The following is a 23179-nucleotide window of genomic DNA, read 5'->3' as shown; positions in this document are numbered from 1 at the left end:
GGCGTCTTCGGCACCGCAGGGCACCTCCCTTCGGGTCGCGCTCACTCCTCGAACACCGCCCGGTAGCCGGGCAGCCGCCACAGTTCCTCGTGGGTGCCCACCGCCCGGACGCGGCCGTCGTCGAGCCAGGCGACCCGGTCGGCGCGGGCCGCCGTGGAGGGGCGGTGGGCGACGACGAGGCGGGTGCGGGCCGCCACGTCGTGGAGCAGGGCCCCGGCCACCTTCGCCTCGGTGACCGAGTCCAGGCTCGACGTGGCGTCGTCGAGCACCAGCAGCCGGCCGGCGTGGGCGAAGGCCCGGGCGAGGCCGAGGCGTTGGGTCTCGCCGCCCGAGAGCGGGGCGGCGGCGCAGGCCGTGCCGTAGCCCTCGGGCAGTTTCCGTACGAAGTCGTCGGCGCAGGCGGCCCGGGCCGCCGCCACGACGGCGTCCCGGTCCGGCGTGAAGGAGCCGAAGGCCACGGTGCCGCCCATGGTCCCGCCCAGGAGCGCCGGGCGGGCGAAGGCGTAGCCGACGGCCGCGCGCAGCTCCTCACGGGTGAGGTCGCGCAGGGCGACGCCGTCGAGGGTGACCTCGCCGGCGTCCGGGTCGGCGAGGCGCCCGGCGACGGCGGCGAGCACGGACTTCCCGGTGCCGGAGCGGCCGACGACGGCCAGCGTGGTGCCGCCGGGGACCGTCAGGTCCACCTCGCGCAGGACCCGCCGCCCGCCCCGCACCGCGCTCACACCGCGCAACCGCAGCGTGCCGTCGCCCCCGGGCGGCAACCGCAGCGTGCCGTGCCGGACGGGGGCGAGGGCGTGGACCTCCGCGAGGCGACCGGCCGCAGTGCGGCCGTGCACCAGGGCGTTGAGGTGTCCGACGAGCGCGCCGATGCCCGCCGCCAGCACCGCGTAGCGGGAGGCGGCCAGCACCTCGCCGACGCTCAGCCTGGCGCGGGACAGTTCGTACCCGGCGACGGCGAGCACGATGATCTGCAGCAGCGGTACGAGCGTGGCGGCCTGGGCCGTCGCGCGGCCCTGCACCTTCCACATGCGGTGGCCGTGCTCGGCGAGCCCGGCGAGCGGGGCGAGCACGCGGGCCCGTTCGCGCCCGGCGGTACCGGCGGCGGCGATGGTCCGGGCACCGGCCAGGGCCTCGACGAGGCGCCCGGCGATCTCGCCCTGCAGCCGCTGGTAGCCGGTGAGGCTGTCGGCGGAGGCGCGGGCGAAGGACCGCAGCAGCAGAGCGAGCACGGGGGCCCCGGCGAGGAACGCCACGGCGAGCCACACGTCGGTCAGGGCGAGCGCGACGATGCCGCCGAGCGGCGCGGCGAGCGCGGCGAGGGTCCCGGCGAGGGAGGCGGGGGCGGTACCGGCGTGGGCGGCGTTGCCGACCAGCCGGGTGACGAGGTCGCCGGCCGGGATCCGGGCGGTGGCCGGCGGCCCGGCGGCGAGGACGTGCCCCAGCGCACGGTGGCGCAGCCACGCCGTGGTCCGGGCGGCGGTGGTGGCGGTGAGCAGCTCGTCGAGCGCGTCCAGCACGACGGGCACCCCGACGAGGACCGCGCACAGCAGTACCCAGCACCCGGCTTCCGCGTCGCGGCGGGCGAGCAACAGGTCGAGGGTGTGCCCGAGGACGGCGGGCAGGGCGAGGGCGGCGGCGGTGCTCGCGGTGGCGACGAATGCGAGGACGACGGTACGACCGGCGCTGTGCCGCACCGCGTCGCGGAGGATCCGCCCCCCGCGGTCGCCCGCCTCGCAGGACGATGCGGTAGCGGCCATGCGGCCCCCCTTCCGGGCGGGTGGTTGGAGCGGGGGCGGGGACGGGGCGGGCCCTTCTCGGGGCTGCAATATTTACGGCGACTGCACCTGGTGCAGCGAGCTCCGCACGCCGCCGCAAATATCGCTTTACGCCCCCTGCCAGGGCCCGCCCCGCCCCCGCCCCCTCCCGCCGGTTCGCTCCCTGCGGGAGGGGGCGGCGCGCCCGGCGACGGCGCCCGGAGGACGCGCCGATGGGCCCCCCGCCAGGAGGGCCCACCAAGAGCGGTTACCCGCAGACGTGGGTCACAGGCAGAGCGCGACGCTCGCCGTGCTCCAGCACAGCAGCAGGCTCACGTTGCTGCCGCCACCGCCGCCGCCGTGGGACAGCTCGTCGGACTCCAGGCTCTGCAGGTCGAGAAGCGCCATGGTTCTTTCCTTTCATGGGGACGAACGGGTCGGTACAAACGGACTTGCTGGTCACGGCTCCCCATCGCTGGGGAACCGGCTCTGGGGCCCCCGCAGGGGCGGAAGGAACGGCAGCTGCGCCGGCCGGTCGCCGCCGAGGGCGGCACCGAGCGCCAGCAGACAGCCGGCCGTTCCGGTGGCGAGGTCCATCGACAGCCGCATCATCTGATGGCCGGGGAAGGCGAGTTCGCCCTCGTACGGCATGGCGTACCAGCCGAGCCCGGCCACCTGGGCGGCCACGTCGCCCTCCCGTACGCCCGGCGTCGTGGTGCGGCTGAGATGCCAGACCATTCCGGCGCGCCCCTGCATCAGGCCGGGCTGGGCGTAGAAGCGGGACCGGGCGGCGAGGAGGATCGCGGTGCGGGCCTCGGCGAGGTCCTCCGCGCCTGCCGCCCCGCCGGCTTCCCCGCCACCGTGGGCGAAGTAGTCGTCCAGCACCGCGCCGATGCCGACGCTGCCGTCGCCGAGGTAGGGCATGGTCCGCCAGCCCTCGTTGACGTCGAGCGAGCCGAGGGGCGTCCGTACGCACTGGGCGAGGTCGGCGCGGAGGGCGGCGGCCGCCAGACCGAGGAGGTCGGGCGCACCCGTGCGCCGGTGCAGCCCGAGGAAGAGCAGGGCGGGCCCGGCGGCTCCGTGCATCAGCCCGGCACGCCGCCGCCCGGCGGCCCCGGCCTGCGCGCCCGCGAGCCGGTCGGCAAGCAACTGTGCCGCCTCCTCCGCCCGTTCGCGCAGGGCCCGTTCCCCCGTGGCCTCGGCCAGGTGGTCGAGGACCAGGCCCACCCCGGCCAGGCCGCCGTACAGCCCGGACGGAAGGCGCCGCCACTGCTCGGCGAGCAGCGAGCCGACGAGGTCGAGGGCGCGCTCGGTGTGCCCGAGGCGGTGGAGGACGAGGGCGACGCCGGCGAGGCCGTCGTAGAGGCCGAGCGGTGTGCCGGGCGGCACCGGGTCGGTGCGGTCGAGCAGCCACTTCTCGCCGTCCTCGTAGCGCTCGGCGCCGGTTTCGGCGAGGGCGTGGAGGACGCCGGCGGCGCCGTGCGCGAGGCCGAGCCCGCCGCCGTCCGAGAACTGCGCGATGTCGCCCGGGAAGAGCCGGTCGTGACGGTCGGGCGTGGCGGAGGCGAAGATGGCCCGGACCATGGAGTCCCGGCTGCGCGGCCAGTCCCCCGGCTCGGGCAGCCCGGCGGGCGTGCGCCTCGGCTCCCCGCGCCCGGAGGGGGCCGCCGCCCCCACCGGCACGACCTCGTCCGCGACCACGCCCCCGATCTCGGCGACGGCCTCGTCGAGGAACTCCCGCGGCACCGGGAAGTGCTCCGCGATGACGTCCGCGAGGTGCGCCGCCTTGGCGCGGTCGATGGCCAGCAGCGTGGTGATCGGCAGGAACAGCGCGAGCCGCAGGCAGGCCAGGGCGTAGCGGTCCACGGCGGTGCCCGTCCGGTCCGGCGGGGCGACGAAGCCGGGGTGGGCGACGATCTGCCGGCCGCTCGCGGACGCGGGGGCCGCGGCCTCGAAGTCGATCAGCGTCACGGACCGTTCGTCCGGCGCGACGAGGATGTTGAACATGTGCAGGTCGTTGAAGACCACGCCCTCGGCGTGCACGCGCTCCACGGCCTCCTCCACCGCCCGGTGGATGCGCAGCGCCCACGCGGTGTAGTCGGCCACGGCGGCCGGGTCGGGGTCGACGGCGAGCAGCGGGTGGCGTTCGGCGAAGAAGGAGTTGAGGGGGCGGCCCTCGACGAAGTCCATGACGAGGAAGCGGTGGTCCCCGACGGCGAGCCAGTCGCGGACGGCGGGCGCGACGCCGAGCCCGGCGAGCCGTTCCAGCGCGTCCTTCTCCCGTTCCAGCCGGGCGATCGCGTCGGCCCCGTCGGCGGCGAGCCCGGCGTGGGGCCGGCCTTCCTTGAGGACGACGGCGCGGCCGTCGCGGGTGTCGGTGCCGCGGTAGACGCCGCCGCCGTTGGAGAAGTGCAGGGCCTTCTCGATGCGGTAGGGCAGATCACCGACGGTGGTGGCGTTCCGGGCGGCCAGGTGGGGTGCCAGGAAGCCGGGCAGGGTCACCCACGGGGGCGTCTGGAACGCCGGGTTGCGCAGGTCCGGGACGAGCGTGCCGGTGGGGTCCTCGACGGCGGGGACGAGGGCGCCCTGTGCGTCGGTGCAGTAGCGGCGGGCGAAGGCGCCGTAGCGCACGTAGAGCGGCCCTTCGTGCCAGCGCAGGTCGGTGAGGATGTACGGGCCCGGGCGGCCGGCGAGGACCTCGTGCAGACCGGTGAGGACGGTGTGCAGGGCGGCTTCGTCGGCCGGGTAGACGGTGGCGAACTTCCCGCTGTGGTCGCGGGCCGCGTACTTGCTGTTGCGCAGGTGCAGTTGGCGCGGCGTGGGGACGAACTTGAACGGTACGTCCCGGGCGGTGCAGTAGTCCCAGACGGCGGCGGCGGTGGCGTCGGCGGTCTGCGCGGTGGCGGTGACGTGGATCTTCCAGCCCTGGGCCGGCTGTCCGGGGCGCGGGGCGCCGGTGGCGTCGACGGGCGTGAGCTGGAGCCAGTCGCCGTGGCGGGTGCTCTTCCAGCCGTCGGGGACGGGCCGGCGGGCGGTGGCGAAGAGACCGTTGACGCCCTGGGCGTCACCGGCGCCCTCGCCGTCACCCCCGCTCCGGCCCTGCCCCTGGCCCTGCTGCGCGGAGCGCTCGGACATCCGGTCCGGGATCTCGTAGAAGTGCCTGTCCGCCAGGCAGTAGACCTCGTACCGCTTGTCCATGGAACCCCCCTCGGCTGCGACGGGAAGAGATTTCCACGCTGCAGAGGGCCAGGACAGTCACGTGTGTCACGAACAACCCGTGCGGAACGCATGCGTAAACATATGTCCGTACCAGGTGTTCGATGGATGCTACGCGTCCGGCTCGTCCGGTGGGAACACCGCCCGCCCGGTGCCGAGTTCACGGACGAGGACGGCTTCGACGGGGCAGCCCTCGGCGGCGTCCAGGACCGCCGCCGAGGGGTCGGTCTCCTCCGCCACCGGGTGCGCCCGGCGCGCGCCGTCCAGCCGGAAGGCCGCGGGCGCGGCGCCGGCGCACTGGCCGGAGCCGACGCACAGCGCCCGGTCGACCGACACCCGCCAGCGCGGGGCGCTCACGGCGCGCCCTCCGCCTTCGCGCCCTCGTATCCGGCCGGCAGGTGGATGGTCTTCTGCTCGAAGTACTCGGCGTAGCCCTCGGGCCCGCCTTCCCGGCCGAGGCCGGAGTCCTTGTAGCCGCCGAACGGGCCGAACATGTCCAGGCTGAAGGTGTTCACCGAGTACGTGCCCGTGCGCACGCGGCGTGCGACGGCGAGGCCGCGTTCGACGTCGCGCGTCCAGACGCTGCCGGAGAGCCCGTAGTCGGAGTCGTCGGCGATGCGGACGGCCTCCTCCTCGTCCTCGTAGGGCAGGAGGCAGACGACGGGCCCGAAGATCTCCTCCCGGGCGATCCGCATGTCGTTGGTGACGTCGCCGAACAGCGTCGGCTCGACGTACCAGCCCGTGCCCTGCCCGCGCGGCCGGCCGCCGCCGGCGAGGACCTTGGCCCCTTCGCGCTGGCCGAGGGCGATGTAGTCCAGGGACCGCTGCTGCTGCCGGCGGGCCACGAGCGGGCCGACCTCGGTGGTGGCGTCGAGCGGGTCGCCGACGACGAGCGCGGAGGCCGCGGCGGCGAGGCGCTCGGCGAGCTCGGCGTAGTGGCTGCGGGGGGCGAGGATGCGGGTCTGGGCGACGCACGCCTGGCCGTTGTTCATCCAGGCGCTGGGGACGATGCCGGAGACGGCGGCGTCGAGGTCGGCGTCGGGCAGGACGATGGCGGCGGACTTGCCGCCCAGTTCGAGGGTGACCCGGGTCAGCCGCCGGGCGGCGACCTCCATGACGCGCCGGCCGGCGGCGACGGAGCCGGTGAAGGAGACCTTGTCGAGGCCGGGGTGGCCGACCAGGTACTCGCCGACCTCGCGGTCCGCGGGCAGGATCGACACCACCCCCTCGGGCAGGCCGGAGGCCGCGAGGACCTCGGCGAGGACGTAGGAGTCCAGGGGCGTCTCCGGCGACGGCTTGAGCACCACGGAGCAGCCCGCGAGCAGCGCGGGCGCCAGCTTGGCCGCCGCCAGGAACTGCGGCACGTTCCAGGGCACCACGGCGCCCACGACGCCGATGGGTTCGCGCCGCACGAGCAGGGGGCCGAGGAGGCCGGCCCGCCGCTCCTCGTGGGGGAAGCCGCGGGCGATGGTGATGGCGGAGTCCCAGACCATCACGGCGCCCAGGGCCTGGGCGAGGAGGCTCCAGGAGTAGGGGGAGCCGTTCTGGGCGGAGACGAGCCGGGCGATCTCCTCGTAGCGGCCGGCGATCCCGTCCTTGATCCGGGCGACCACGGCGATGCGTTCGTCGAGGGGCAGCCCGGACCAGACCCCGGAGTCGAACGACCGGCGGGCGGCGGCCACGGCCCGGTCGACGTCGGCGCGCGAGGCGTGCGGGACGCGGCCGATGACGGCCTCGGTGTGGGGTGAGACGACGTCGATGACGTCCGCACCGCGGCCGGCGGCCGGCTCCGTGAACGTGCCGCCGATGAAGAGCTGCCCGTGCTCGATGAGTGCGCCCATCGTGGTGGCCTCCCGCCCGTTTCTGACGCTCAATCAGAATTTGCGTTCGGTTCCGTTGTAGTGGGTGCGGGCGGGCACGGGAAGGCACGGGGACGAGGCGGCCGGCCATGCGCGTGACCGCGTCGGGGGCGTGGTGGCGGGGTGGCGGCCGTGGGCGGTGCGCGCACCGGTGCGCGTGGCGGGCGCGTGCCGGTACGGGTGGCGGGCGCGTGGCGTTACGCGTGGCGGGCGCGTGCCGGTACGGGTGCCGGACACGGGGTCAGTACGGACAGCGGCAGACGCGGCCGGCACGGGCAGCCGCGCATGCGGCCGGCGCGGACGGCCGCACACCCGCCCGGCACGCACAGCCGCACACGCGGCCGGTACAGACAGCGGCACACACGGCCGGTACGCACGGCGGCACACGCGGCCGGTACAGACAGCGGCACACACGGCCGGTACGCACGGCGGCACACGCGGCCGGTACAGACAGCGGCACACACGGCCGGCACGGGCAGCCCCGCACACGGCCGGCACGGGCGGCCGCACACCCGGCCGGTGCGTACGGCCGTGCACATGGCGGTATGAGGCGCCGGAAAACGGCCGGATAAAGTGTTCAGCCACCGCAAAAGCGACCCTCGGCACCGTGCCGGGCACCCACCCGAGAGGTACCACTCCATGGCCCCCTCCCCCGCCGTCCACGTGCGCCGCGCCGCCGTGGCCCTGGCCACCGCCGCCGTCCTGGGCGTGGCCGCGGCCCCCGCCGCCCTCGCCGACGGCTCGCCTTCCCCGGCCGCCCCGGGGCTGTACGGCACGGGCGACCCGAAGTTCGACGGTGTGTTCCGGCAGTCCCTCGCCTTCATGGCCCAGCACGCGACGGGCACGAGCCCGGCCGCCTCCGCCGTCGACTGGCTGGCGGGGCAGCAGTGCGCGGACGGCGGCTTCCCGGGGTACCGGGCCGACACCTCCAAGGCGTGCGACCCGCAGAAGGAGGAGTTCACCGACGCGACCGCCGCCGCGGTGCAGGGCCTCGCGGCCGTCGGCGGGCGCGCCGCGGTCGTCACGAAGGGCCTCGACTGGCTCAAGGCCCACCAGAACGACGACGGCGGCTGGGGCTACCAGGCCGGCAGCCCCACCGACGCCAACTCCACCTCCATCGCCCTCGGCGCGTTCGCCGCCGCGGGGCAGGACCCGGCCAAGGCGGCGGCGAAGAACGGCAAGAACCCCGTCGAGACGCTGCTCGCCTTCCAGCTGGGCTGCGAGGGCAAGGAGGGCGAGCGCGGCGCCTTCTCCTACCTCAAGGACAAGGACGGCCTGCGCGCCGACAACCTCGCCAGCGCGGCCGCCGGGCTCGCCACGCGGGGCAAGGGCTACCTCGTCGAGCCGCTGCAGAAGGGCTCCGACCAGCCCCTCAAGCCACTGGACTGCCCGGCCGGCTCCGGCGGTGACAACGCCCGGCCCAAGGACGCCCCGGCGGCCGCCGAGGCCGTGGACGGCTACCTCTCCGAGGCGCTCGCCAAGAACGGCGGCTACCTCATGCCCTCCATGCCCGGCGCCCCCGCCAAGCCCGACCAGGGCAACACCGCCGACGCGGCGCTCGCCCTGGCCGCGGGCGGCCACCGCGAGGCGGCCGAGAAGCCGCTGGCGTGGCTGCGTTCCAAGGAGAGCGGCACCGCCGAGTGGGCCAAGGGCAACCCCGGCAAGCTCGCCAAGCTCGTCCTCGCCACGCACGCGGCCGGGGGCGACCCGCGCGACTTCGGCGGCACCGACCTCGTGGCCGCGCTGAACGAGACGGGCCCGAAGCCGGAGGCCGCCGCGTCCTCCTCGGAGAAGAAGGACGAGAAGAAGAAGGACGACGGCGGCGGCTTCGGCGTCTGGTGGTTCGTCGCCGTGTTCTTCGTCGCGAGCGTCGGCGTCGGCTTCCTGATGAGCGGCCGCAAGAAGAAGACCCAGCTGTGACCCGGACGGGCACCCGCGCCCTGGGCGCCGTCCTGCTCACCGGCCTCCTGGCGCTGCTCGGCGCGGCCCCGGCGCACGCGGACGGCTACCGCTACTGGTCGTTCTGGCAGCAGGGCACGGGCTCCGGCTCCGGCTCCGGCTCCGGGTGGACGTACGCGACGCAGGGGCCGGGCACGCTGCGCCCCGGCGACGGCACGGCCGTCGGCTTCCGCTTCGCGGTGAGCAAGGACTCCGCCGACGCCGCGCAGCCGCGCACGGCGGCCGGCTTCGGGTCGGTGTGCGAGGGCACGCCGGCCAAGGAGGGCAGCAAGCGCCTCGCCGTCGTCATCGACTTCGGCACGGCCACCGACGCGCCCGGCGGCGAGAGCCCGCCCGCGGCCCGCACGGCCTGTGCGCAGGTCGCGCCGGACGCGAGCGCCGCGGAGGCGCTCGCGGCGGTCGCGAAGCCGCTGCGCTACAACTCCGACGCGCTGCTGTGCGCGATCGCCGGGTACCCGAAGGCCGGCTGCGGGGAGAAGGTGGACGCGCAGGGCACGCCCGACGCGGGCGCCGCGAGCTCCGCGGCGGAGGGGACGAAGGACAAGAAGGACGGGGACGAGGGCGGCGAGGGCCCGTCCGCCGGGCTGATCGGCGGCATCGCGGTCGTCGCGGTGCTCGGCGGCGCGGCGGTGTGGCAGGCGCGGCGACGTCGCCGCGGATGAACCGCACGAGCGGGACGGGGTCGCCGGTGGGCGGCCGGGCAGGACGTACGGCGAGGGCAGCGGGGACGAGGGCGATGAGCCGGACGGTGGGGACGGGCGGGGCGCAGGCTGCCCCGCCCTCGCCCGTACGCACGCCCCTGCGCTCCCCCGTGCGTTCTCCCATGCGCTCGCCCCTGCGCGGCACCGCGCTGCACGCCGGAGCGTGGTGGGTGTGGGCCCTGGGCCTGGCGACCGCGGCCTCCCGCACCACCAATGTGCTGCTGTTGGCGATGCTCGTCGGCGTGGCCGGGTACGTGGTCGCCGCCCGGCGCACGGACGCCCCGTGGGCGCGCTCGTACGGGGTGTTCCTCAAGCTGGGGCTGGTGGTCATCGGCATCCGGCTCGCCTTCGCGGTCGTGCTGGGCTCGCCGATCCCGGGTACGCACACGGTCCTGACCCTGCCCGAGGTGCCGCTGCCGCACTGGGCACAGGGGGTGCGCCTCGGCGGCCGGGTGACGGCCGAGGGGCTGCTCTTCGCCTTCTGCGACGGCCTGAAGCTGGCCACGCTGCTGGTCTGCGTGGGCGCGGCCAACGCGCTCGCCAATCCGGCGCGGCTGCTGAAGTCGCTGCCGGGTGCGCTGTACGAGGCGGGTGTGGCGGTCGTCGTCGCCATGACCTTCGCGCCCCACCTCGTCGCCGACGTCCAGCGGCTGCGGGCGGCCCGGCGGTTGCGCGGGCGGCCGGACCGCGGCCTGAAGGCCCTGCTGCAGGTGGGGCTGCCGGTGCTGGAGGGGGCGCTGGAGCGTTCGGTGGCGCTGGCGGCGGCCATGGACGCCCGCGGCTACGGCCGTACCGCGCGGGTCCCGCGCGCGGTGCGGCACACCACGAGCGCCCTGACGCTGGGCGGCCTGCTGGGCGTGTGCGCCGGTACGTACGGGCTGCTCGCCGATGCGGGCGGCGGCTACGGGATGCCGTTGCTGGGCGCGGGTCTGGCCGCCGCCCTGGCCGGCCTCCGCCTCGGCGGCCGCCGCTCGGTGCGCACCCGCTACCGCCCCGACCGCTGGGGCGTGCGGGCCTGGCTGGTGTCGGCCTCGGGCGCGGCGGTGGCGGCCCTGATGATCTGGGCGGGCACCTACGCCCCGGGGGCCCTGCACCCGCCGGCGGTGCCGCTGGGGGCGCCGGAGCTGCCGGTGTGGCCGGCGGTGTCGGTACTGGTGGGGTTGCTGCCGGCGTTCGTGGCCCCGGCCGCCTCCCGCGAGGGGGCGATGACGGGTGGGCACCGCCGGGCCGGTGGGCAGAGGTCGCTCGCCGCTGCGGCGGAGGGAGACCCCCGGCCCCTCCCCCGGCCACCGCTCGAAGGTGCCCCCGCCTTCCCGGAACCGGGGGCCGGCCCCCGGCCCCCCGGGCGGGCGCAGGGCTCCGCCCCCGCCCGTGCCGTCGGGGGCCCCGAGCACCCCGGCGTTGCCGGACCCACCCCGAAGGAGGCCCCCTAAATGATCCGCTTCGAGCACGTCTCGGTCTCCTACGACGACGCCCCCCGCCCCGCCCTCACCGGCGTCGACCTCACCGTCCCCGAGGGCGAGCTGTGTCTGCTCGTCGGGCCCTCCGGCGTCGGCAAGTCGACGCTGCTCGGCACCGTCAGCGGGCTCGTGCCGCACTTCACCGGCGGCACCCTGCACGGGCGCGTCACCGTGGCCGGGCGCGACACCCGTACGCACAAGCCGCGCGAGATGGCCGACGTCGTCGGGACCGTGGGCCAGGACCCGCTCGCCCACTTCGTCACCGACACCGTCGAGGACGAGCTCGCCTACGGAATGGAGTCCCTCGGCGTCCCGCCCGCCACCATGCGCCGCCGCGTCGAGGAGACCCTGGACCTGCTGGGCCTCGCGCCCCTGCGCGACCGTCCCCTCGCCACGCTCTCCGGCGGCCAGCAGCAGCGCGTCGCCATCGGGTCCGTACTGACCACGCACCCGAAGGTGCTGGTCCTCGACGAACCGACGTCCGCGCTGGACCCGGCGGCGGCCGAGGAGGTCCTCGCCGTGCTGCAGCGCCTGGTCCACGACCTGGGCACGACCGTGCTGCTCGCCGAGCACCGGCTGGAGCGGGTCGTGCAGTACGCGGACCAGGTGATCCTGCTGCCCGGGCCCGGGGCCGCCCCCGTCGTCGGCGACCCGGCCTCGGTCATGGCCGTCTCCCCCGTCCACCCGCCGGTCGTGGACCTCGGCCGGCTGGCCGGCTGGTCGCCGCTGCCGCTGACCGTGCGCGACGCCCGCCGCAGGGCCGCGCCCCTGCGGGAGCGGCTGGCGCCCCTGACGCCCGCCGTGCCGCCGGTGCCGGACGCGGGGCCCCCGGCGCCGGTGCGACGCGTCCGCGGGGCGGCGGCCCGCCTGCTGAGCAGGGTGGGGCGCCCCGCCGCCGTCACGGAGCCGGGTGCGGCGGCCGCCGCCGAGGTCACGGGCCTGGCCGTCCGGCACGGGCGCGTCGACGCCCTGCGCGAGGTCGGGCTGTCCGTACGGGCCGGGGAGACCGTCGCGCTCATGGGCCGCAACGGCGCGGGCAAGTCCACGCTGCTGCGCACCCTCGTCGGCATGCACGAGCCGTCGCGCGGCACGGTCCGCGTGGGCGGGGCCGTACCGCACCGGACGGGTCCGCGCGAGCTGCTGCGCCACGTCGGCCTCGTCCCGCAGGAGCCGCGCGACCTGCTGTGCGCGGACACCGTCGCCGCCGAGTGCGCGGCGGCCGACGACGACGCGGACGCCGAGCCCGGCACCTGCCGGGCCCTGGTGGCCGGGCTGCTGCCGGGCGTGGGCGACGCCACGCACCCGCGCGACCTGTCCGAGGGCCAGCGCCTGGCCCTGGCGCTGGCCGTGGTGCTCGCGGCGCGGCCGCCGCTGATCCTCCTCGACGAGCCGACGCGCGGGCTCGACTACGCGGCCAAGGCCCGCCTGGTGCAGATCCTGCGCGGCCTGGCCGACGAGGGCCACGCCATCGTCCTGGCCACGCACGACGTGGAACTGGCGGCCGAGCTCGCGCACCGCGTGGTGATCCTCGCGGAGGGCGAGGTCGTGGCCGACGGCCCGACGGCCGAGGTCGTGGTGTCCTCCCCGGCCTTCTCCCCCCAGGTGGCCAAGGTGCTGGCGCCCCTGCCGTGGCTCACGGTGCCCCAGATCCGCACGGCCCTCGGGGAGGCGTCGTGACGAGCGGCCCCCGCGAGGGACGGACGGCCACGGGGCCCACAGGTACGGGGCCGGGGAACGTGGAGCCCGAAGGCACGCAGCCCAGGACCGCGGAACCGCCGGTCGCAGAACCCGCCGCCGCGGAGCCCGGCGGTTCCCCAGCGCCCCCGCCGCCCCGAAAACCGCAGGCCGGCAGGGGCACCCCCCGCGACCGGCAGGCGCGGGCCGTCCGGCTCGGGCCACGGGCCGTCGTCGCGCTCGCGCTCGTCTCGCTCATCGGCATCGCCGCCTTCGGCTGGCCGCTGCTCGCCGCCCCCGGCTCCGGGCTCGCGCACTCGCAGGACGCTCCCTGGCTGTTCGCGGCACTGCTCCCGCTGCTGCTCGCCGTCGTCGTCGCGACGATCGCCGACAGCGGGCTGGACGCCAAGGCCATCGCCATGCTCGGCGTGCTCGCCGCGGCCGGGGCGGCGCTGCGGCCGCTGGGGGCGGGGACGGCCGGCATCGAGCCCATGTTCTTCCTGATGGTGCTGGCCGGGCGCGTCCTCGGCCCCGGTTTCGGGTTCGTGCTCGGCTCCGTGTCGATGTTCGCGTCCGCCCTGCTCACCGGCGGGGTGGGGCCGTGGATGCCGTTCCAGATGCTCGCCATGGGCTGGGTGGCCATGGGCGCCGGTCTGCTCCCCGGGCCCGACCGGCTGCGCGGGCGGCGCGAGCTGGCGATGCTCGCGGCGTACGGGTCCGTGGCCTCCGTCGCCTACGGCACGGTCATGAACCTCCAGGGCTGGCCCTACATCGGCTCCCTCGTCTCCGGCGTCGCCTTCGTGCCCGGCGACCCCGTCGCCGAGAACCTCGCCCGCTTCGTCGCCTACTGCCTCGCCACCTCCCTGGGCTGGGACCTGCCCCGGGCCCTGGTGACGGTCCTGGCCACCCTCACCCTGGGACCCACCGTCCTCAAGGCCCTGCGCCGGGCCACCCGCCGCGCCGCCTTCGACGCGCCGGTCGCCTTCGAGGAGCCCCGCCCACCCGCGTGACCGGGGCCACTCCGCACCCGCACCGTAAGGGGCCCATCGGCCTGCGCCCCTGACGCTTCCGGTGAGGCGGGGCACATGAGGCCCGTCACATACGAAGCCACGCCGTACCCGGCGCGCCTCCGCGCCCGGGACGCCGGCCGGCCGGTGCGGCCGTCCTGCGAAGGTCCTTCGTGCACAGGGGGCTTTGCCAGACCCCCCGGGCGTCGGTCAGGTTGGTTGAGCCGCCAGGGAGCACGACGCTCCGGGCGGCACGCTCTTGCCCCCGACGGAAGGACCTTCCGCCGTGACGTTCTCGACCATCAGCCGCTTCGCCTCCCGCAAGCTCGTCGCCGCCGCCGGCGCCGCCCTGGCCCTGGGCACCGCAGGTGCCGTCCTGACCGCCGTTCCGGCGCAGGCCGCCGCCCCCTCGACGAGCGCCACGCAGGAGATCGCACGGAAGATGATCTCGAACGAGGCCCAGTTCCAGTGCTTCAGCAAGATCGTCGAGCACGAGAGCGGCTGGAAGCACACCGCCACCAACGCCTCCAGCGGTGCGTACGGCCTGGTCCAGGCCCTGCCCGGCGCCAAGATGGCCTCCGCCGGCGCCGACTGGAAGACCAACCCCGCCACCCAGATCAAGTGGGGCATGGACTACATGAAGGACCGCTACGGCAGCCCCTGCGGCGCCTGGAACTTCTGGCAGACCCACCACTGGTACTGATCGGAACCGGTGCTGATCGGACCGATCGGACCGATCGGACCCCAGGACGTGTGACGTCCACCGCGGCCGGCATCCCGTACGGGGATGCCGGCCGCGGTGCGTGCGCGCTACGCGCTCGTGAACGGCACCACCCCGCGGCCTCACAGCCGCTGAATGATCGTTCCCGTCGCCTGCGCCCCGCCCGCGCACATCGTGATCAGCGCGAACTCCCCGTCCCGCCGTTCCAGCTCGTGCAGGGCACTCGTGATCAGCCGGGCGCCCGTGGCGCCGACCGGGTGACCGAGGGCGATCGCGCCGCCGTTGACGTTGACCTTCTCCAGGTCCTGCTCGAAGACGTGCGCCCACGAGAGCACCACCGAGGCGAACGCCTCGTTGACCTCCACCAGGTCGATGTCGCGCAAGGACATCCCCGCCCGGCCCAGCACGGCGCGCGTGGCGTCGACGGGCCCGTCCAGATGGAAGTGCGGGTCGGCCCCGACGAGCGCCTGGGCGACGATCCGGGCGCGGGGGCGCAGCCGCAGGGCGCGGGCCATGCGCTTGGAGGCCCACATCAGGGCCGCGGCGCCGTCGGAGATCTGGGAGGAGTTGCCGGCGGTGTGGACGGCGGTGGGCATGACGGGCTTGAGGCCGGCCAGCGCCTCGGGGCTCGTGTCGCGCAGCCCTTCGTCGCGGTCGACCAGGCGCCACATGCCCTGCCCGGCGAGCTGCTCCTCCTCCGTCGTGGGCACCTGCACGGCGAAGGTCTCCCGCTTGAAACGTTCCTCCGCCCAGGCCCTGGCCGCCCGCTGCTGGGAGAGCAGGCCGAGGGCGTCGACCCGTTCGCGGGTCAGGCCGCGCCGGCGGGCGATGCGCTCGGCGGCCTCGAACTGGTTGGGCAGGTCGACGTTCCACTCGTCGGGGAAGGGCTTGCCGGGGCCGTGCTTGGAGCCGCTGCCGAGGGGGACGCGGGACATGGCCTCGACCCCGCAGCCGATGCCGACGTCGATGACGCCGGTGGCGATCATGTTGGCGACGAGGTGGTTGGCCTGCTGGGACGAGCTGCACTGGCAGTCCACGGTGGTGGCCGCCGTCTCGTACGGCAGGCCCATCGCGAGCCAGGCGGTGCGGGCCGGGTTCATCGACTGCTCGCCGGCGTGCGTGACGGTGCCGCCGACGATCTGTTCGACGCAGTCGGGCTGGATGCCGGTGCGCGCGAGCACCTCCCGGTAGGTCTCCCCGAGCAGGTAGGCGGGGTGCAGATTGGCGAGCGCGCCTCCGCGCTTACCGATGGGGGTGCGTACGGCTTCGACGATGACGGGCTCCGCGGCCATGACCAACTCGTCCTCTCCTCGCGTCCGCGGGGCGTCCCGGCGCCCCCGGCAGAAGTGGTACGTGTTCCCGTTTCCCGCCCGCAGTCTTGCGAGCGTTACCCCCGGTACACAAGGGTCGCGCACGGCCCGGCTCCGCAACAGATGGCGTCGTTTCCCTTGCCGGTCCACGGGCTCGTCACTACCGTCGGCCGACAGCTTTCTGATGTCCCGTCAGAAGTGGAGTGGTGGCCATGTCGTCCTGTCCCGCGCTGCCCGACGGCTTCGACCTCACCGACCCGGACCTCTACCGCTACCGCGTCCCGCTCCCGGAATTCGCCCGGCTGCGGCGGAGCGCGCCGGTGGCGTGGATCCCCCAGCCGCACGGCCTCGCGGGCTTCGACGACGACGGCTACTGGGCCGTCACACGCCACGCGGACGTCCGGGAGGTCTCCACCCGCCCGGAGGTCTTCTCCTCGGCCCTCAACACCTCGGTCATCCGCTTCCACCCGAGCATCAAACGCGAACAGATCGACGCCCAGCGGCTGATGATGCTCAACATGGACCCGCCGGAGCACACGCGGGTGCGCCGGATCGTCCAGCGCGGCTTCACCCCGCGCGCCGTCCGCGCCCTCGGCACCGCCCTGCGCGAGCGCGCGGGCGCCATCGTGCGGGCGGCGCGCGAGCACGGCAGCGGCGACTTCGTCACCGACATCGCCTGCGAGCTGCCGCTGCAGGCCATCGCCGAGCTCATCGGCATCCCCCAGGAGGACCGGGCCCGGATCTTCGACTGGTCCAACAAGATGATCTCCTACGACGACCCCGAACTGGCCGTCACCGAGGAGATCGGCACGCTCTCCGCGGCGGAGCTCATCGGCTACGCGATGAACCTGGCCGCCGACCGCGCCCGGCACCCGGCCCGGCACCCCGCCCGGGACATCGTCAGCCGGCTGGTGGCCGCCGAGGACGAGGGCAACCTCGGCTCCGACGAGTTCGGCTTCTTCGTGCTGATGCTGGCCGTCGCCGGCAACGAGACCACCCGCAACGCCATCAGCCACGGCATGCACGCCTTCCTCACCCACCCCGAACAGTGGGAGCTCTACCGCAGCGAACGCCCGGCCACCACGGCGGAGGAGATCGTCCGGTGGGCGACCCCCGTCGTCTCCTTCCAGCGCACGGCCACCCAGGACACCGAGCTGGGCGGCGTCGCCATCGCGGCGGGGCGGCGCGTCGGCCTCTTCTACGCGTCCGCCAACCACGACCCCGAGGTCTTCGACGCCCCCGAGGTCTTCGACATCACCCGCGACCCCAACCCCCACCTCGGCTTCGGGGGCGGCGGACCGCACTTCTGCCTGGGCAAGTCCCTCGCGGTCCTGGAGATCGACCTCATCTTCGGCGCCATCGCCGACACCGCCCCCGGAATCCGGCTCGCCGGGCAGCCGCGCCGGCTGCGCTCGGCCTGGCTGAACGGGATCAAGGAGCTGCGGGTCACCTACGCATGAGAGGCCCGCACGCACCTCAACTCCCTTTCCGGCCAAGGGAGTCCACCGGACTTCCGGTCCATACCTGAACCCTTGTCAGCTTCAACCGGTGGACTTACTCTCGGGTACACCTTCGGGACGGCGCACATATGCGCGACGTCGCGCACCGCAGTGCCCGCTCCCTCGTGTACTCCACCCTCCGAGGGGACCTCCGCATGAAGGAAGCTCAGGGAAGACAGGTGGCGGGTCGCGTCAGGTGGCGCAGGTTCGCCGTCGTCGCCGTGCCCGGCTTCGCCGCCACCGCCGCACTGGCCGTCGCACTCGCCGACGGGGCGCTGGCCGCCTCGTTCGCCGTGTCCGGCCAGGAGTTCAAGGTCGGGGCGTCGAGCCTGACGGGCAACGGGTTCGCCCAGTACGGCGGCATCGACAAGAACGCGCGCGGCAAGCTGCTGCCCGTCGCCGTCACCGCCATCAAGAACGCCGAGATCCACGACCTGTGCCAGTCCGTGGTCACCACCCTGCCGATGATCGGCGACATCTCGCTCAAGCTGCACGCCGGTCAGGGCAGCAAGGTCGTCGAGGCGACCGACCTCTTCCTCGACGCCACCCAGATGTCCGGCGACGCCGAGTTCGAGAACATCGAGATCGGCCGGGACGCCTCGACCCTCAACAAGGGGCCGGCCTCCGCGCAGGGCCTGCAGGACGCCTTCGGACAGCAGGCCAAGTCCATCAAGATGACGGGCCTGCGCCAGACCGCCTGGGCGACCAACGCCGGGAAGTTCAAGCTCTCCGGGCTCAACATGACCATCAAGCTCGGCAAGGATGAGTGCTTCTGACGTGCCGGGCGGCGGCGCCGAGGCCGTCCGCCCCCCGGCACCCTCCCGGCGCCGGCTGCGTGCCGCGTGGCGGCGGTGGCGCAGGAGCCGCCCGTTCTGGGGCGGCCTGGCCGCCGTCGTCGCGGGCGCCGAGATCTGCGCCATCCCGCTGGCACCCATGAAGATCATGCTGGAGCAGGGCATCGCGGGGATCCCCGGCGTCCTCATGGGCCTGGTCATGATCGTGATGGGGCTGTCCGCGTGGTTCGCCCCGCACTACCGGGGCCTGGCCGGCGTCCTCACCGTGCTCGTGGCGACGGCCACGCTCGTGATGTCCAACCTCGGCGGCTTCCTCTTCGGGACCGTCGTCGGCGTCATCGGCGGCGGCATGATCTTCGCCTGGACGCCGCTGGAGCCGGCGCCGGAGCCGGCCGGGACCCCGCTCCCCGGCCCCCGGACGGACACGCACCATGCACAGACGCACCCGGCACGGACACAGCCACAGACGCAGGCAGAGGCACCGGCACCACCACGCCACCTCCCACCCAAGGAGTCACCGTGACCTCCCACATCACCCCCCGTCGGCACCGCGCCCTGCTGGCCGCAGGCGCGGGCCTGGCCGTCACCGCCGCGCTGACCCTGAGCGGCACGGGCACCGCCTCGGCCCGGGGCGCGGACGCGGCGTCCACCACGGTCCGGCCGGCGGGACACTCCTTCACGGCCTCCCTCAACGGCGAGGCGTCCTTCAAGGCCGGCTCCGTCACCGCGAGCTGCGCGGCCTCCAGCTCGGAGCCCTCGGCCGGCAGCGGCAACAACAAGGTGCCCGACGCGCCGGCCAACTCCAACGCCTCGGGCCCGGTGACCAGCGGCATCAACGCGCCCACCTACTCCGACTGCTCGTCCAGCCTGCCGGTGGACGTCAAGGTCACCACCTCGGGCACGTGGACCGTCTCGATGCAGAACGGATCGCCCATCACGGCCTCGCTCACGATCCCCACCGGGGGCTTCGTGCTCAAGAGCAGCGGCCTGGCCAACTGCACCATCACCGCGGCTCCCGACGCGCCCGTGACGTTCCCGGCCACCTTCACCAACGGCTCCGGGAGCACTCCCTCACGGATCACCGTCGCCGACGCCGAGGTCGCGGTGAAGGTCACGGGCGGCTTCGGATGCCCGACCGCCGCCACGACCTCGGTGTTCAACGCGGTCTACGACGTCAAGGACGTCACCGACCCGGCGGCGCTGATCACGGTCGGGGACTGACCGCCGCACCGCCCGGACGGGCCCGGACGGGCCGGATCAGCCTCCGGCCCGTACCGGCTCGGGCTTGAGCGCGTCGCTCTCGCCCCGCGCCCCCGGGATCACCGCCAGGGCCCCCCGACCGGGGCCGGTCAGCACGTACTGGATGCCGAAGCCGGAGGCGACGACGAGCGCGCCGCCGGCCGCGTCCAGCACGTAGTGGTTGGCCGTGCCGACGATGACCGAGAAGGTCAGCAGCGGGTACAGCATGCCCAGCCACTTCGTCCACGACGTCGAAGCCACCACCGCGATCACGACGCCGCACCACAGCGACCAGCCGATGTGCAGCGAGGGCATCGCCGCGTACTGGTTGGACAGCTCCGTCAGCGCCCCGAAGTCGGGGTGGGACAGGTCCTGCGGCCCGTTGGCGGTGTCGATGAAGCCGTGGCCCGGCATCAGCCGCGGCGGTGCCAGCGGATAGAGCCAGAAGCCGACGAGCGCCATCAGCGTCGCGAAGCCCAGCGCCGTGCGCGCCCAGCGGTACGTCGCCGGGCGGCGCAGGTACAGGTAGCCCAGCAGGGACAGCGGCACCAGGAAGTGGAAGGTGCCGTAGTAGTAATTCATGCTGTCCTTGAGCCAGCCGACGCCCGCCACGAAGTGGTTGAAGCCGTGCTCGACGTCTATGTGCAGGAACTCCTCGACGCCGATGATCTGACGACCGTGGGATTCCGCGAGACTGCGCGAGTCGGGGGCCTGGCCGCGGACGTACGAGTAGACCCAGTAGCCGACCCGTATCAGCATCAGCTCCAGCAGCAGGTTCGGGCGGTTCAGCGCGCGCTTGAAGAAGCCCAGGAGCGGCACCCACGCGAAGCGGCCGCGCTGCGGCTCGGCGACCGGGGTGGGCGCGGGCGCGTCCCACGCCGCGGAGGAGCGGGAGAGGAACGGCACCACGCAGGCGGCGGCCAGGGCGGCCAGCAGCGGGGCGTTCTCCCCGACGGGGGCGAGGACGGGGTTGATCGGCACGAGGACCGTGCTGGGGAGCGTCATGACGAGCACGACGAGCACCGGCCATACGAAGCGGTCGGAGCGGCGCCGGCCCACCCGCCCGGCGACGGCGAGGAGGATCCACAGCTGCTGGTGCTGCCAGGCGGTGGGCGAGACGGCGACGGCGACGCAGCCGGTGATGGCCGTGGCGAGCAGCGGCTGCCCGTCCCGGGCGTAGTGCACGGCGCGGCGCAGGCCGAGCACGGCGACGGCGATCGCCAGCGGCGCGTACAGCGCGAGCTCGACGGGGCCGTGCAGGCCGATGCGCAGCAGCAGGCCGTGCAGGGACTGGTTGGCGAGCCCGTCGGGCTTCTCGCCGAGGCCGGCCCCGGCGATGTGGTGCACCCAGTACGTCCACGAGTCGTCCGGCATCGTCACCCATGCCAGTGCCGTGCAGGCCGCGAAGGTGACGCCGGTGGTCGCGGCGGCGCGGCGGCGGCCGGTCAGCCGGAGCAGCGGGGCGAAGAGGAGCACGGCGGGCTGGAGGGCCGCCGCGATGCCGACGAGGACGCCGCTGGCCCGGCCGGAGCCCTGGACGACGCGGGGCAGGCAGCACCCCAGGAGCACCAGCAGCACGGGGATGATGCTGGTCTGCCCGAGCGTGAAGGTGTTGCGGACCGGGAGGGAGGCCACGGTCAGGATGACCGCGACGGGTGCGGCCAGCAGGGCGGTGCGGCGGCTGACGGGCCCGCCGTCCGCGCGGCCGGGCAGGGCGCGGGCGGCGACGAGCGCGACGGCGACGACGAGCAGCAGGGTGCCGAGGGTCCAGACGATGCCGAGGCTCTGCTCGGCGGCCTTGGTGAGCGGTCTCAGGACCAGGCCGGAGAAGGGCGTTCCGGTGAACCGGTCGGTCTCGTAGAGGGATCCGCCGACGTGCAGGACGCCGTTCTCACCGATCCACGTCTCCAGGTCGGTGAACCGGCGCTCCGGCGGCATCCGCAGCACCACGGCCGCCTGACGCACCGCCAGCAGTCCGGCGAGGGTCCACAGGACTCCCAGGGCCACGCCGGTCCGCGAGCCCGCCCTCGACGGACTCCCCAGCCCGCCGCGCTCTGCATCCGCCACGCTCTGCCGCACCTCCAGTCGCCCAGCCGGTCAGCCTCGTAGGGCTGTTTGAGACCTTACTGAGTCCTGCCAAAAGGACGCAGGTCACCCCCAGGTCACCTGACAACCTCCCACAGGTGGCCTGATTCCAACGCCCGAAGGGCCATTAGGGTGCGGTCCATGAGCAGTGGCAGCAGTGAACAGCGGCCCCCGGCCCTGAGGGCCGACGCCCGGCGCAACCGGGAGGCCCTCGTCGCGGCGGCCCGGGAACTCTTCGCCGAACAGGGCCTTGAGGTCCCCTTCGACGAGATCGCCCGCCGCGCGGGCGTGGGCAACGCCACCCTCTACCGGCGCTTCCCCACGCGAGAGGCGCTGATCGAGGCGGTCTTCGGCGAGTTGCTCGGGCGCAGCATGGCCGCGGGCGAGCAGGCCCGGCAGGGCGAGGACGCCTTCGCGTCGCTCGTCGCCTACATGGAACGGATCTTCGAAGGGCTGGCCGCCGACCGGGGCGCGATCGAACTGATGACGGCCGCGATCCCGGCGGGCCCGACCCTGGCCGAACTGCGCGAGCACAACCACGAGACGGTCGGCCTGCTCGTCCGCCGTGCCCAGGAGCAGGGCACGATGCGCCCCGAAGTGGTGACGGAGGACCTCCTGTTCGCCCTGGCCGCCCTGGGCCGCTACGTCCCCTCCGCCGCCACGGCGGCCCCCGGCTCCTGGCGCCGCTACCTCGCCCTCCTCTTCGACGGCTTCCGCCCCCAGGTCTCCGGCCCCCTCCCGGCCCCGCCCCTGACCCTGGACCAGCTCAACACCACCCTGACGGACGCGGGCCGGGCGGGCTGACCGCTTCCGCCCTCCCCTCGCCGGATTCCCCTCGCGCGTGCGGCAGGATGGGGCCATGAGTGTTGTCAAGATCAACGTCCTGACCGTCCCGGCCGAACAGCGCGAGGTCCTCGAACAGCGCTTCGCCTCCCGCGCCGGCTCCGTGGAGAACTCCGACGGCTTCGAGTGGTTCGAACTCCTCCGTCCGGTCGAAGGAACCGACCAGTACCTCGTCTACACCCGCTGGCGCAGCGAGGAGGACTTCACGGCGTGGATGGAGGGCCCGATGAAGGCCGCCCACCAGGGCGGTGGCGAGGGTGCTCCGAAGCAGCGGCCGGCGGCGTCCGGGTCGACGCTGTGGTCCTTCGAGGTCGTCCAGCAGGCGGCGCCGAAAAAGGGCTGAGCGCCTGCTGGGTCGCGTGCGACGATCCGGGCCATGACCGACGCCGTCGCTTCCTGGACCATCGCCCCGCAGCCGGTCGGCTCCGCCGAGTCGGCCGCGCTGCTGCGGGAGTACCTCGTCGACGTGGCCGACCGCTGGTACCTGTTGCACCACGGACGGAGGTGCACACCGGAGGAGATCGAGCACCATCTGGCCGAGGACCCCAGCGACGACCTCGCGCCGCCGGACGGCGTACTGCTCGTGGCGCGCCACGGCGAGGAGCGGGTGGTGGGCGGGTGCGTGGGCCTGCGGCGGCTCGACGGGCGTACGGCCGAGCTGAGACGGATGTACGTACGGGCCGGCCGGCGCGGGCTCGGCGGCGCGGAGGCGCTGCTGGCGGCGGCCGAGTCCACGGCGCGCGCCTGGGGCGCCGGGCGGATCGTGCTGAACACCCGTGTGGACCTGGTGGAGGCACGGCAGTTGTACGCGCGGCACGGCTTCACCGCCATCCCGGCGTACGACGCGCGCCGGCCGTACGCCGAGGTGTGGCTGGGCAAGACGCTGACGGCGGGCCGGGCGGCCGGCGGTGCGGCGGCCGGCGGTGCGGCGGCCGGCGGTGCGGCGGCCGGCGGTGCAGCGGCCGGCGGTGCGGCGGCCGGCTAGTAGTGCTTTGTTAGGTGGCCCTTGTCGTGGTGGGTGGGCGGTAGTTCGCTGGCTGTATGAGGGCTGGGGAGCT

Annotated in this window: 20 protein-coding genes; 13 read left to right on the top strand and 7 right to left on the bottom strand. The window is 74.8% G+C overall.

Translation table 11 applies throughout. The annotated features are described in order from the left end of the window. Positions 1-41: 41 nt before the first annotated feature. The 5 genes from IE182_RS27250 to IE182_RS27230 form a co-directional block, all read right to left on the bottom strand. Positions 42-1757, bottom strand: a complete 1716-nt coding sequence (locus IE182_RS27250) for an ABC transporter ATP-binding protein (RefSeq protein ID WP_190112613.1) — start codon at positions 1755-1757, stop codon at positions 42-44. 282 nt (positions 1758-2039) lie between these two features. After that, complete coding sequence (locus IE182_RS27245; RefSeq protein ID WP_190112612.1) at positions 2040-2162, bottom strand: SapB/AmfS family lanthipeptide; 123 nt, start codon at positions 2160-2162, stop codon at positions 2040-2042. A gap of 51 nt (positions 2163-2213) precedes the next feature. After that, positions 2214-4952 carry a class III lanthionine synthetase LanKC gene (gene lanKC, locus IE182_RS27240; protein ID WP_190112611.1) on the bottom strand — a complete coding sequence of 913 codons (2739 nt, stop codon included), beginning with the start codon at positions 4950-4952 and terminating at the stop codon, positions 2214-2216. Between the two features lie 129 nt (positions 4953-5081). Further along, the gene (locus IE182_RS27235; RefSeq protein ID WP_190112610.1) at positions 5082-5327 is read right to left on the bottom strand and encodes a ferredoxin; all 246 of its coding nucleotides are present in this window, start codon (positions 5325-5327) and stop codon (positions 5082-5084) included. Further along, entirely contained in the window at positions 5324-6811 is a 1488-nt protein-coding gene (locus tag IE182_RS27230; protein ID WP_190112609.1) for an aldehyde dehydrogenase, read from the bottom strand. Before IE182_RS27230 ends, IE182_RS27235 begins: the two co-directional genes overlap by 4 nt. A gap of 657 nt (positions 6812-7468) precedes the next feature. Here IE182_RS27230 and IE182_RS27225 point away from each other — a divergent pair. The 6 genes from IE182_RS27225 (at position 7469) to IE182_RS27200 (ending at position 14333) form a co-directional block, all read left to right on the top strand. Next, complete coding sequence (locus tag IE182_RS27225; RefSeq protein WP_190112608.1) at positions 7469-8749, top strand: SCO2321 family membrane protein; 1281 nt, start codon at positions 7469-7471, stop codon at positions 8747-8749. Next, entirely contained in the window at positions 8746-9450 is a 705-nt protein-coding gene (locus IE182_RS27220; protein WP_190112607.1) for an SCO2322 family protein, read from the top strand. Before IE182_RS27225 ends, IE182_RS27220 begins: the two co-directional genes overlap by 4 nt. A 161-nt stretch (positions 9451-9611) precedes the next feature. Continuing rightward, the gene (locus IE182_RS27215; RefSeq protein ID WP_229845155.1) at positions 9612-10922 is read left to right on the top strand and encodes an energy-coupling factor transporter transmembrane component T; all 1311 of its coding nucleotides are present in this window, start codon (positions 9612-9614) and stop codon (positions 10920-10922) included. Beyond that, positions 10923-12626: an ABC transporter ATP-binding protein gene (locus tag IE182_RS27210; RefSeq protein WP_190112606.1), complete on the top strand. Its 1704-nt coding sequence runs from the start codon at positions 10923-10925 to the stop codon at positions 12624-12626. After that, positions 12623-13633 carry an ECF transporter S component gene (locus IE182_RS27205; protein ID WP_229845148.1) on the top strand — a complete coding sequence of 337 codons (1011 nt, stop codon included), beginning with the start codon at positions 12623-12625 and terminating at the stop codon, positions 13631-13633. The genes IE182_RS27210 and IE182_RS27205 overlap by 4 nt, the downstream gene beginning before the upstream one ends. Before the next feature lie 283 nt (positions 13634-13916). Continuing rightward, entirely contained in the window at positions 13917-14333 is a 417-nt protein-coding gene (locus tag IE182_RS27200) for an aggregation-promoting factor C-terminal-like domain-containing protein (RefSeq protein ID WP_190112605.1), read from the top strand. 140 nt (positions 14334-14473) lie between these two features. On the opposite strand, the gene IE182_RS27195 is transcribed toward IE182_RS27200, so the two are convergent. Then, positions 14474-15643 carry a steroid 3-ketoacyl-CoA thiolase gene (locus tag IE182_RS27195; protein ID WP_190112604.1) on the bottom strand — a complete coding sequence of 390 codons (1170 nt, stop codon included), beginning with the start codon at positions 15641-15643 and terminating at the stop codon, positions 14474-14476. Between the two features lie 230 nt (positions 15644-15873). Here IE182_RS27195 and IE182_RS27190 point away from each other — a divergent pair, with 230 nt between their 5' ends. The 4 genes from IE182_RS27190 (at position 15874) to IE182_RS27175 (ending at position 19175) form a co-directional block, all read left to right on the top strand. After that, positions 15874-17121, top strand: coding sequence for a cytochrome P450 (locus IE182_RS27190; RefSeq protein ID WP_190112603.1), 1248 nt, complete (start codon positions 15874-15876; stop codon positions 17119-17121). Between the two features lie 194 nt (positions 17122-17315). Beyond that, entirely contained in the window at positions 17316-17936 is a 621-nt protein-coding gene (locus tag IE182_RS27185; protein ID WP_190112602.1) for a DUF6230 family protein, read from the top strand. Continuing rightward, positions 17923-18477 carry a DUF6114 domain-containing protein gene (locus IE182_RS32245; protein ID WP_229845147.1) on the top strand — a complete coding sequence of 185 codons (555 nt, stop codon included), beginning with the start codon at positions 17923-17925 and terminating at the stop codon, positions 18475-18477. Before IE182_RS27185 ends, IE182_RS32245 begins: the two co-directional genes overlap by 14 nt. Further along, a complete protein-coding gene (locus IE182_RS27175; protein ID WP_190112601.1) occupies positions 18474-19175 on the top strand; it encodes a hypothetical protein in 702 nt (233 codons plus the stop codon). The genes IE182_RS32245 and IE182_RS27175 overlap by 4 nt, the downstream gene beginning before the upstream one ends. Before the next feature lie 36 nt (positions 19176-19211). Here the strand turns inward: IE182_RS27175 and IE182_RS27170 are convergent, their stop codons facing one another. Continuing rightward, on the bottom strand, positions 19212-21260 hold the full coding sequence (locus IE182_RS27170) for a bifunctional glycosyltransferase 87/phosphatase PAP2 family protein (RefSeq protein ID WP_190112600.1): 2049 nt from the start codon (positions 21258-21260) through the stop codon (positions 19212-19214). Between the two features lie 159 nt (positions 21261-21419). On the opposite strand from IE182_RS27170, the gene IE182_RS27165 reads away from it, so the two are divergent. The 3 genes from IE182_RS27165 to IE182_RS27155 are packed head-to-tail and all read left to right on the top strand — an operon-like array spanning position 21420 to position 23106. Continuing rightward, positions 21420-22082 (top strand): TetR/AcrR family transcriptional regulator, encoded by a 663-nt coding sequence (locus IE182_RS27165; RefSeq protein WP_190112599.1) that lies wholly within the window; start codon positions 21420-21422, stop codon positions 22080-22082. A 55-nt stretch (positions 22083-22137) separates the two neighbouring features. Further along, entirely contained in the window at positions 22138-22464 is a 327-nt protein-coding gene (locus IE182_RS27160; RefSeq protein ID WP_190112598.1) for an antibiotic biosynthesis monooxygenase family protein, read from the top strand. Positions 22465-22497: 33 nt separating this feature from the next. Further along, positions 22498-23106, top strand: a complete 609-nt coding sequence (locus IE182_RS27155) for a GNAT family N-acetyltransferase (RefSeq protein WP_190112597.1) — start codon at positions 22498-22500, stop codon at positions 23104-23106. The last annotated feature ends 73 nt before the right edge of the window (positions 23107-23179 follow it).

Source organism: Streptomyces cinnamoneus, assembly GCF_014650495.1.
Lineage (GTDB): Bacteria > Actinomycetota > Actinomycetes > Streptomycetales > Streptomycetaceae > Streptomyces > Streptomyces cinnamoneus.
The sequence above is the reverse complement of the archived record's forward strand: the minus strand, read 5'-3'. Positions and strand labels throughout refer to the sequence as shown.

Coding starts and splice junctions, on each gene's coding strand:
- IE182_RS27185 (WP_190112602.1), top strand. CDS start 17,316: ATGAAGGAAGCTCAGGGAAGACAGGTGGCGGGTCGCGTCAGGTGGCGC.
- IE182_RS27160 (WP_190112598.1), top strand. CDS start 22,138: ATGAGTGTTGTCAAGATCAACGTCCTGACCGTCCCGGCCGAACAGCGC.
- IE182_RS27215 (WP_229845155.1), top strand. CDS start 9,612: ATGCGCTCGCCCCTGCGCGGCACCGCGCTGCACGCCGGAGCGTGGTGG.
- IE182_RS27195 (WP_190112604.1), bottom strand. CDS start 15,643: ATGGCCGCGGAGCCCGTCATCGTCGAAGCCGTACGCACCCCCATCGGT.
- IE182_RS27250 (WP_190112613.1), bottom strand. CDS start 1,757: ATGGCCGCTACCGCATCGTCCTGCGAGGCGGGCGACCGCGGGGGGCGG.
- IE182_RS27245 (WP_190112612.1), bottom strand. CDS start 2,162: ATGGCGCTTCTCGACCTGCAGAGCCTGGAGTCCGACGAGCTGTCCCAC.
- IE182_RS27155 (WP_190112597.1), top strand. CDS start 22,498: ATGACCGACGCCGTCGCTTCCTGGACCATCGCCCCGCAGCCGGTCGGC.
- IE182_RS27225 (WP_190112608.1), top strand. CDS start 7,469: ATGGCCCCCTCCCCCGCCGTCCACGTGCGCCGCGCCGCCGTGGCCCTG.
- IE182_RS27230 (WP_190112609.1), bottom strand. CDS start 6,811: ATGGGCGCACTCATCGAGCACGGGCAGCTCTTCATCGGCGGCACGTTC.
- IE182_RS27190 (WP_190112603.1), top strand. CDS start 15,874: ATGTCGTCCTGTCCCGCGCTGCCCGACGGCTTCGACCTCACCGACCCG.
- IE182_RS27210 (WP_190112606.1), top strand. CDS start 10,923: ATGATCCGCTTCGAGCACGTCTCGGTCTCCTACGACGACGCCCCCCGC.
- IE182_RS27165 (WP_190112599.1), top strand. CDS start 21,420: ATGAGCAGTGGCAGCAGTGAACAGCGGCCCCCGGCCCTGAGGGCCGAC.
- IE182_RS32245 (WP_229845147.1), top strand. CDS start 17,923: ATGAGTGCTTCTGACGTGCCGGGCGGCGGCGCCGAGGCCGTCCGCCCC.
- lanKC (WP_190112611.1), bottom strand. CDS start 4,952: ATGGACAAGCGGTACGAGGTCTACTGCCTGGCGGACAGGCACTTCTAC.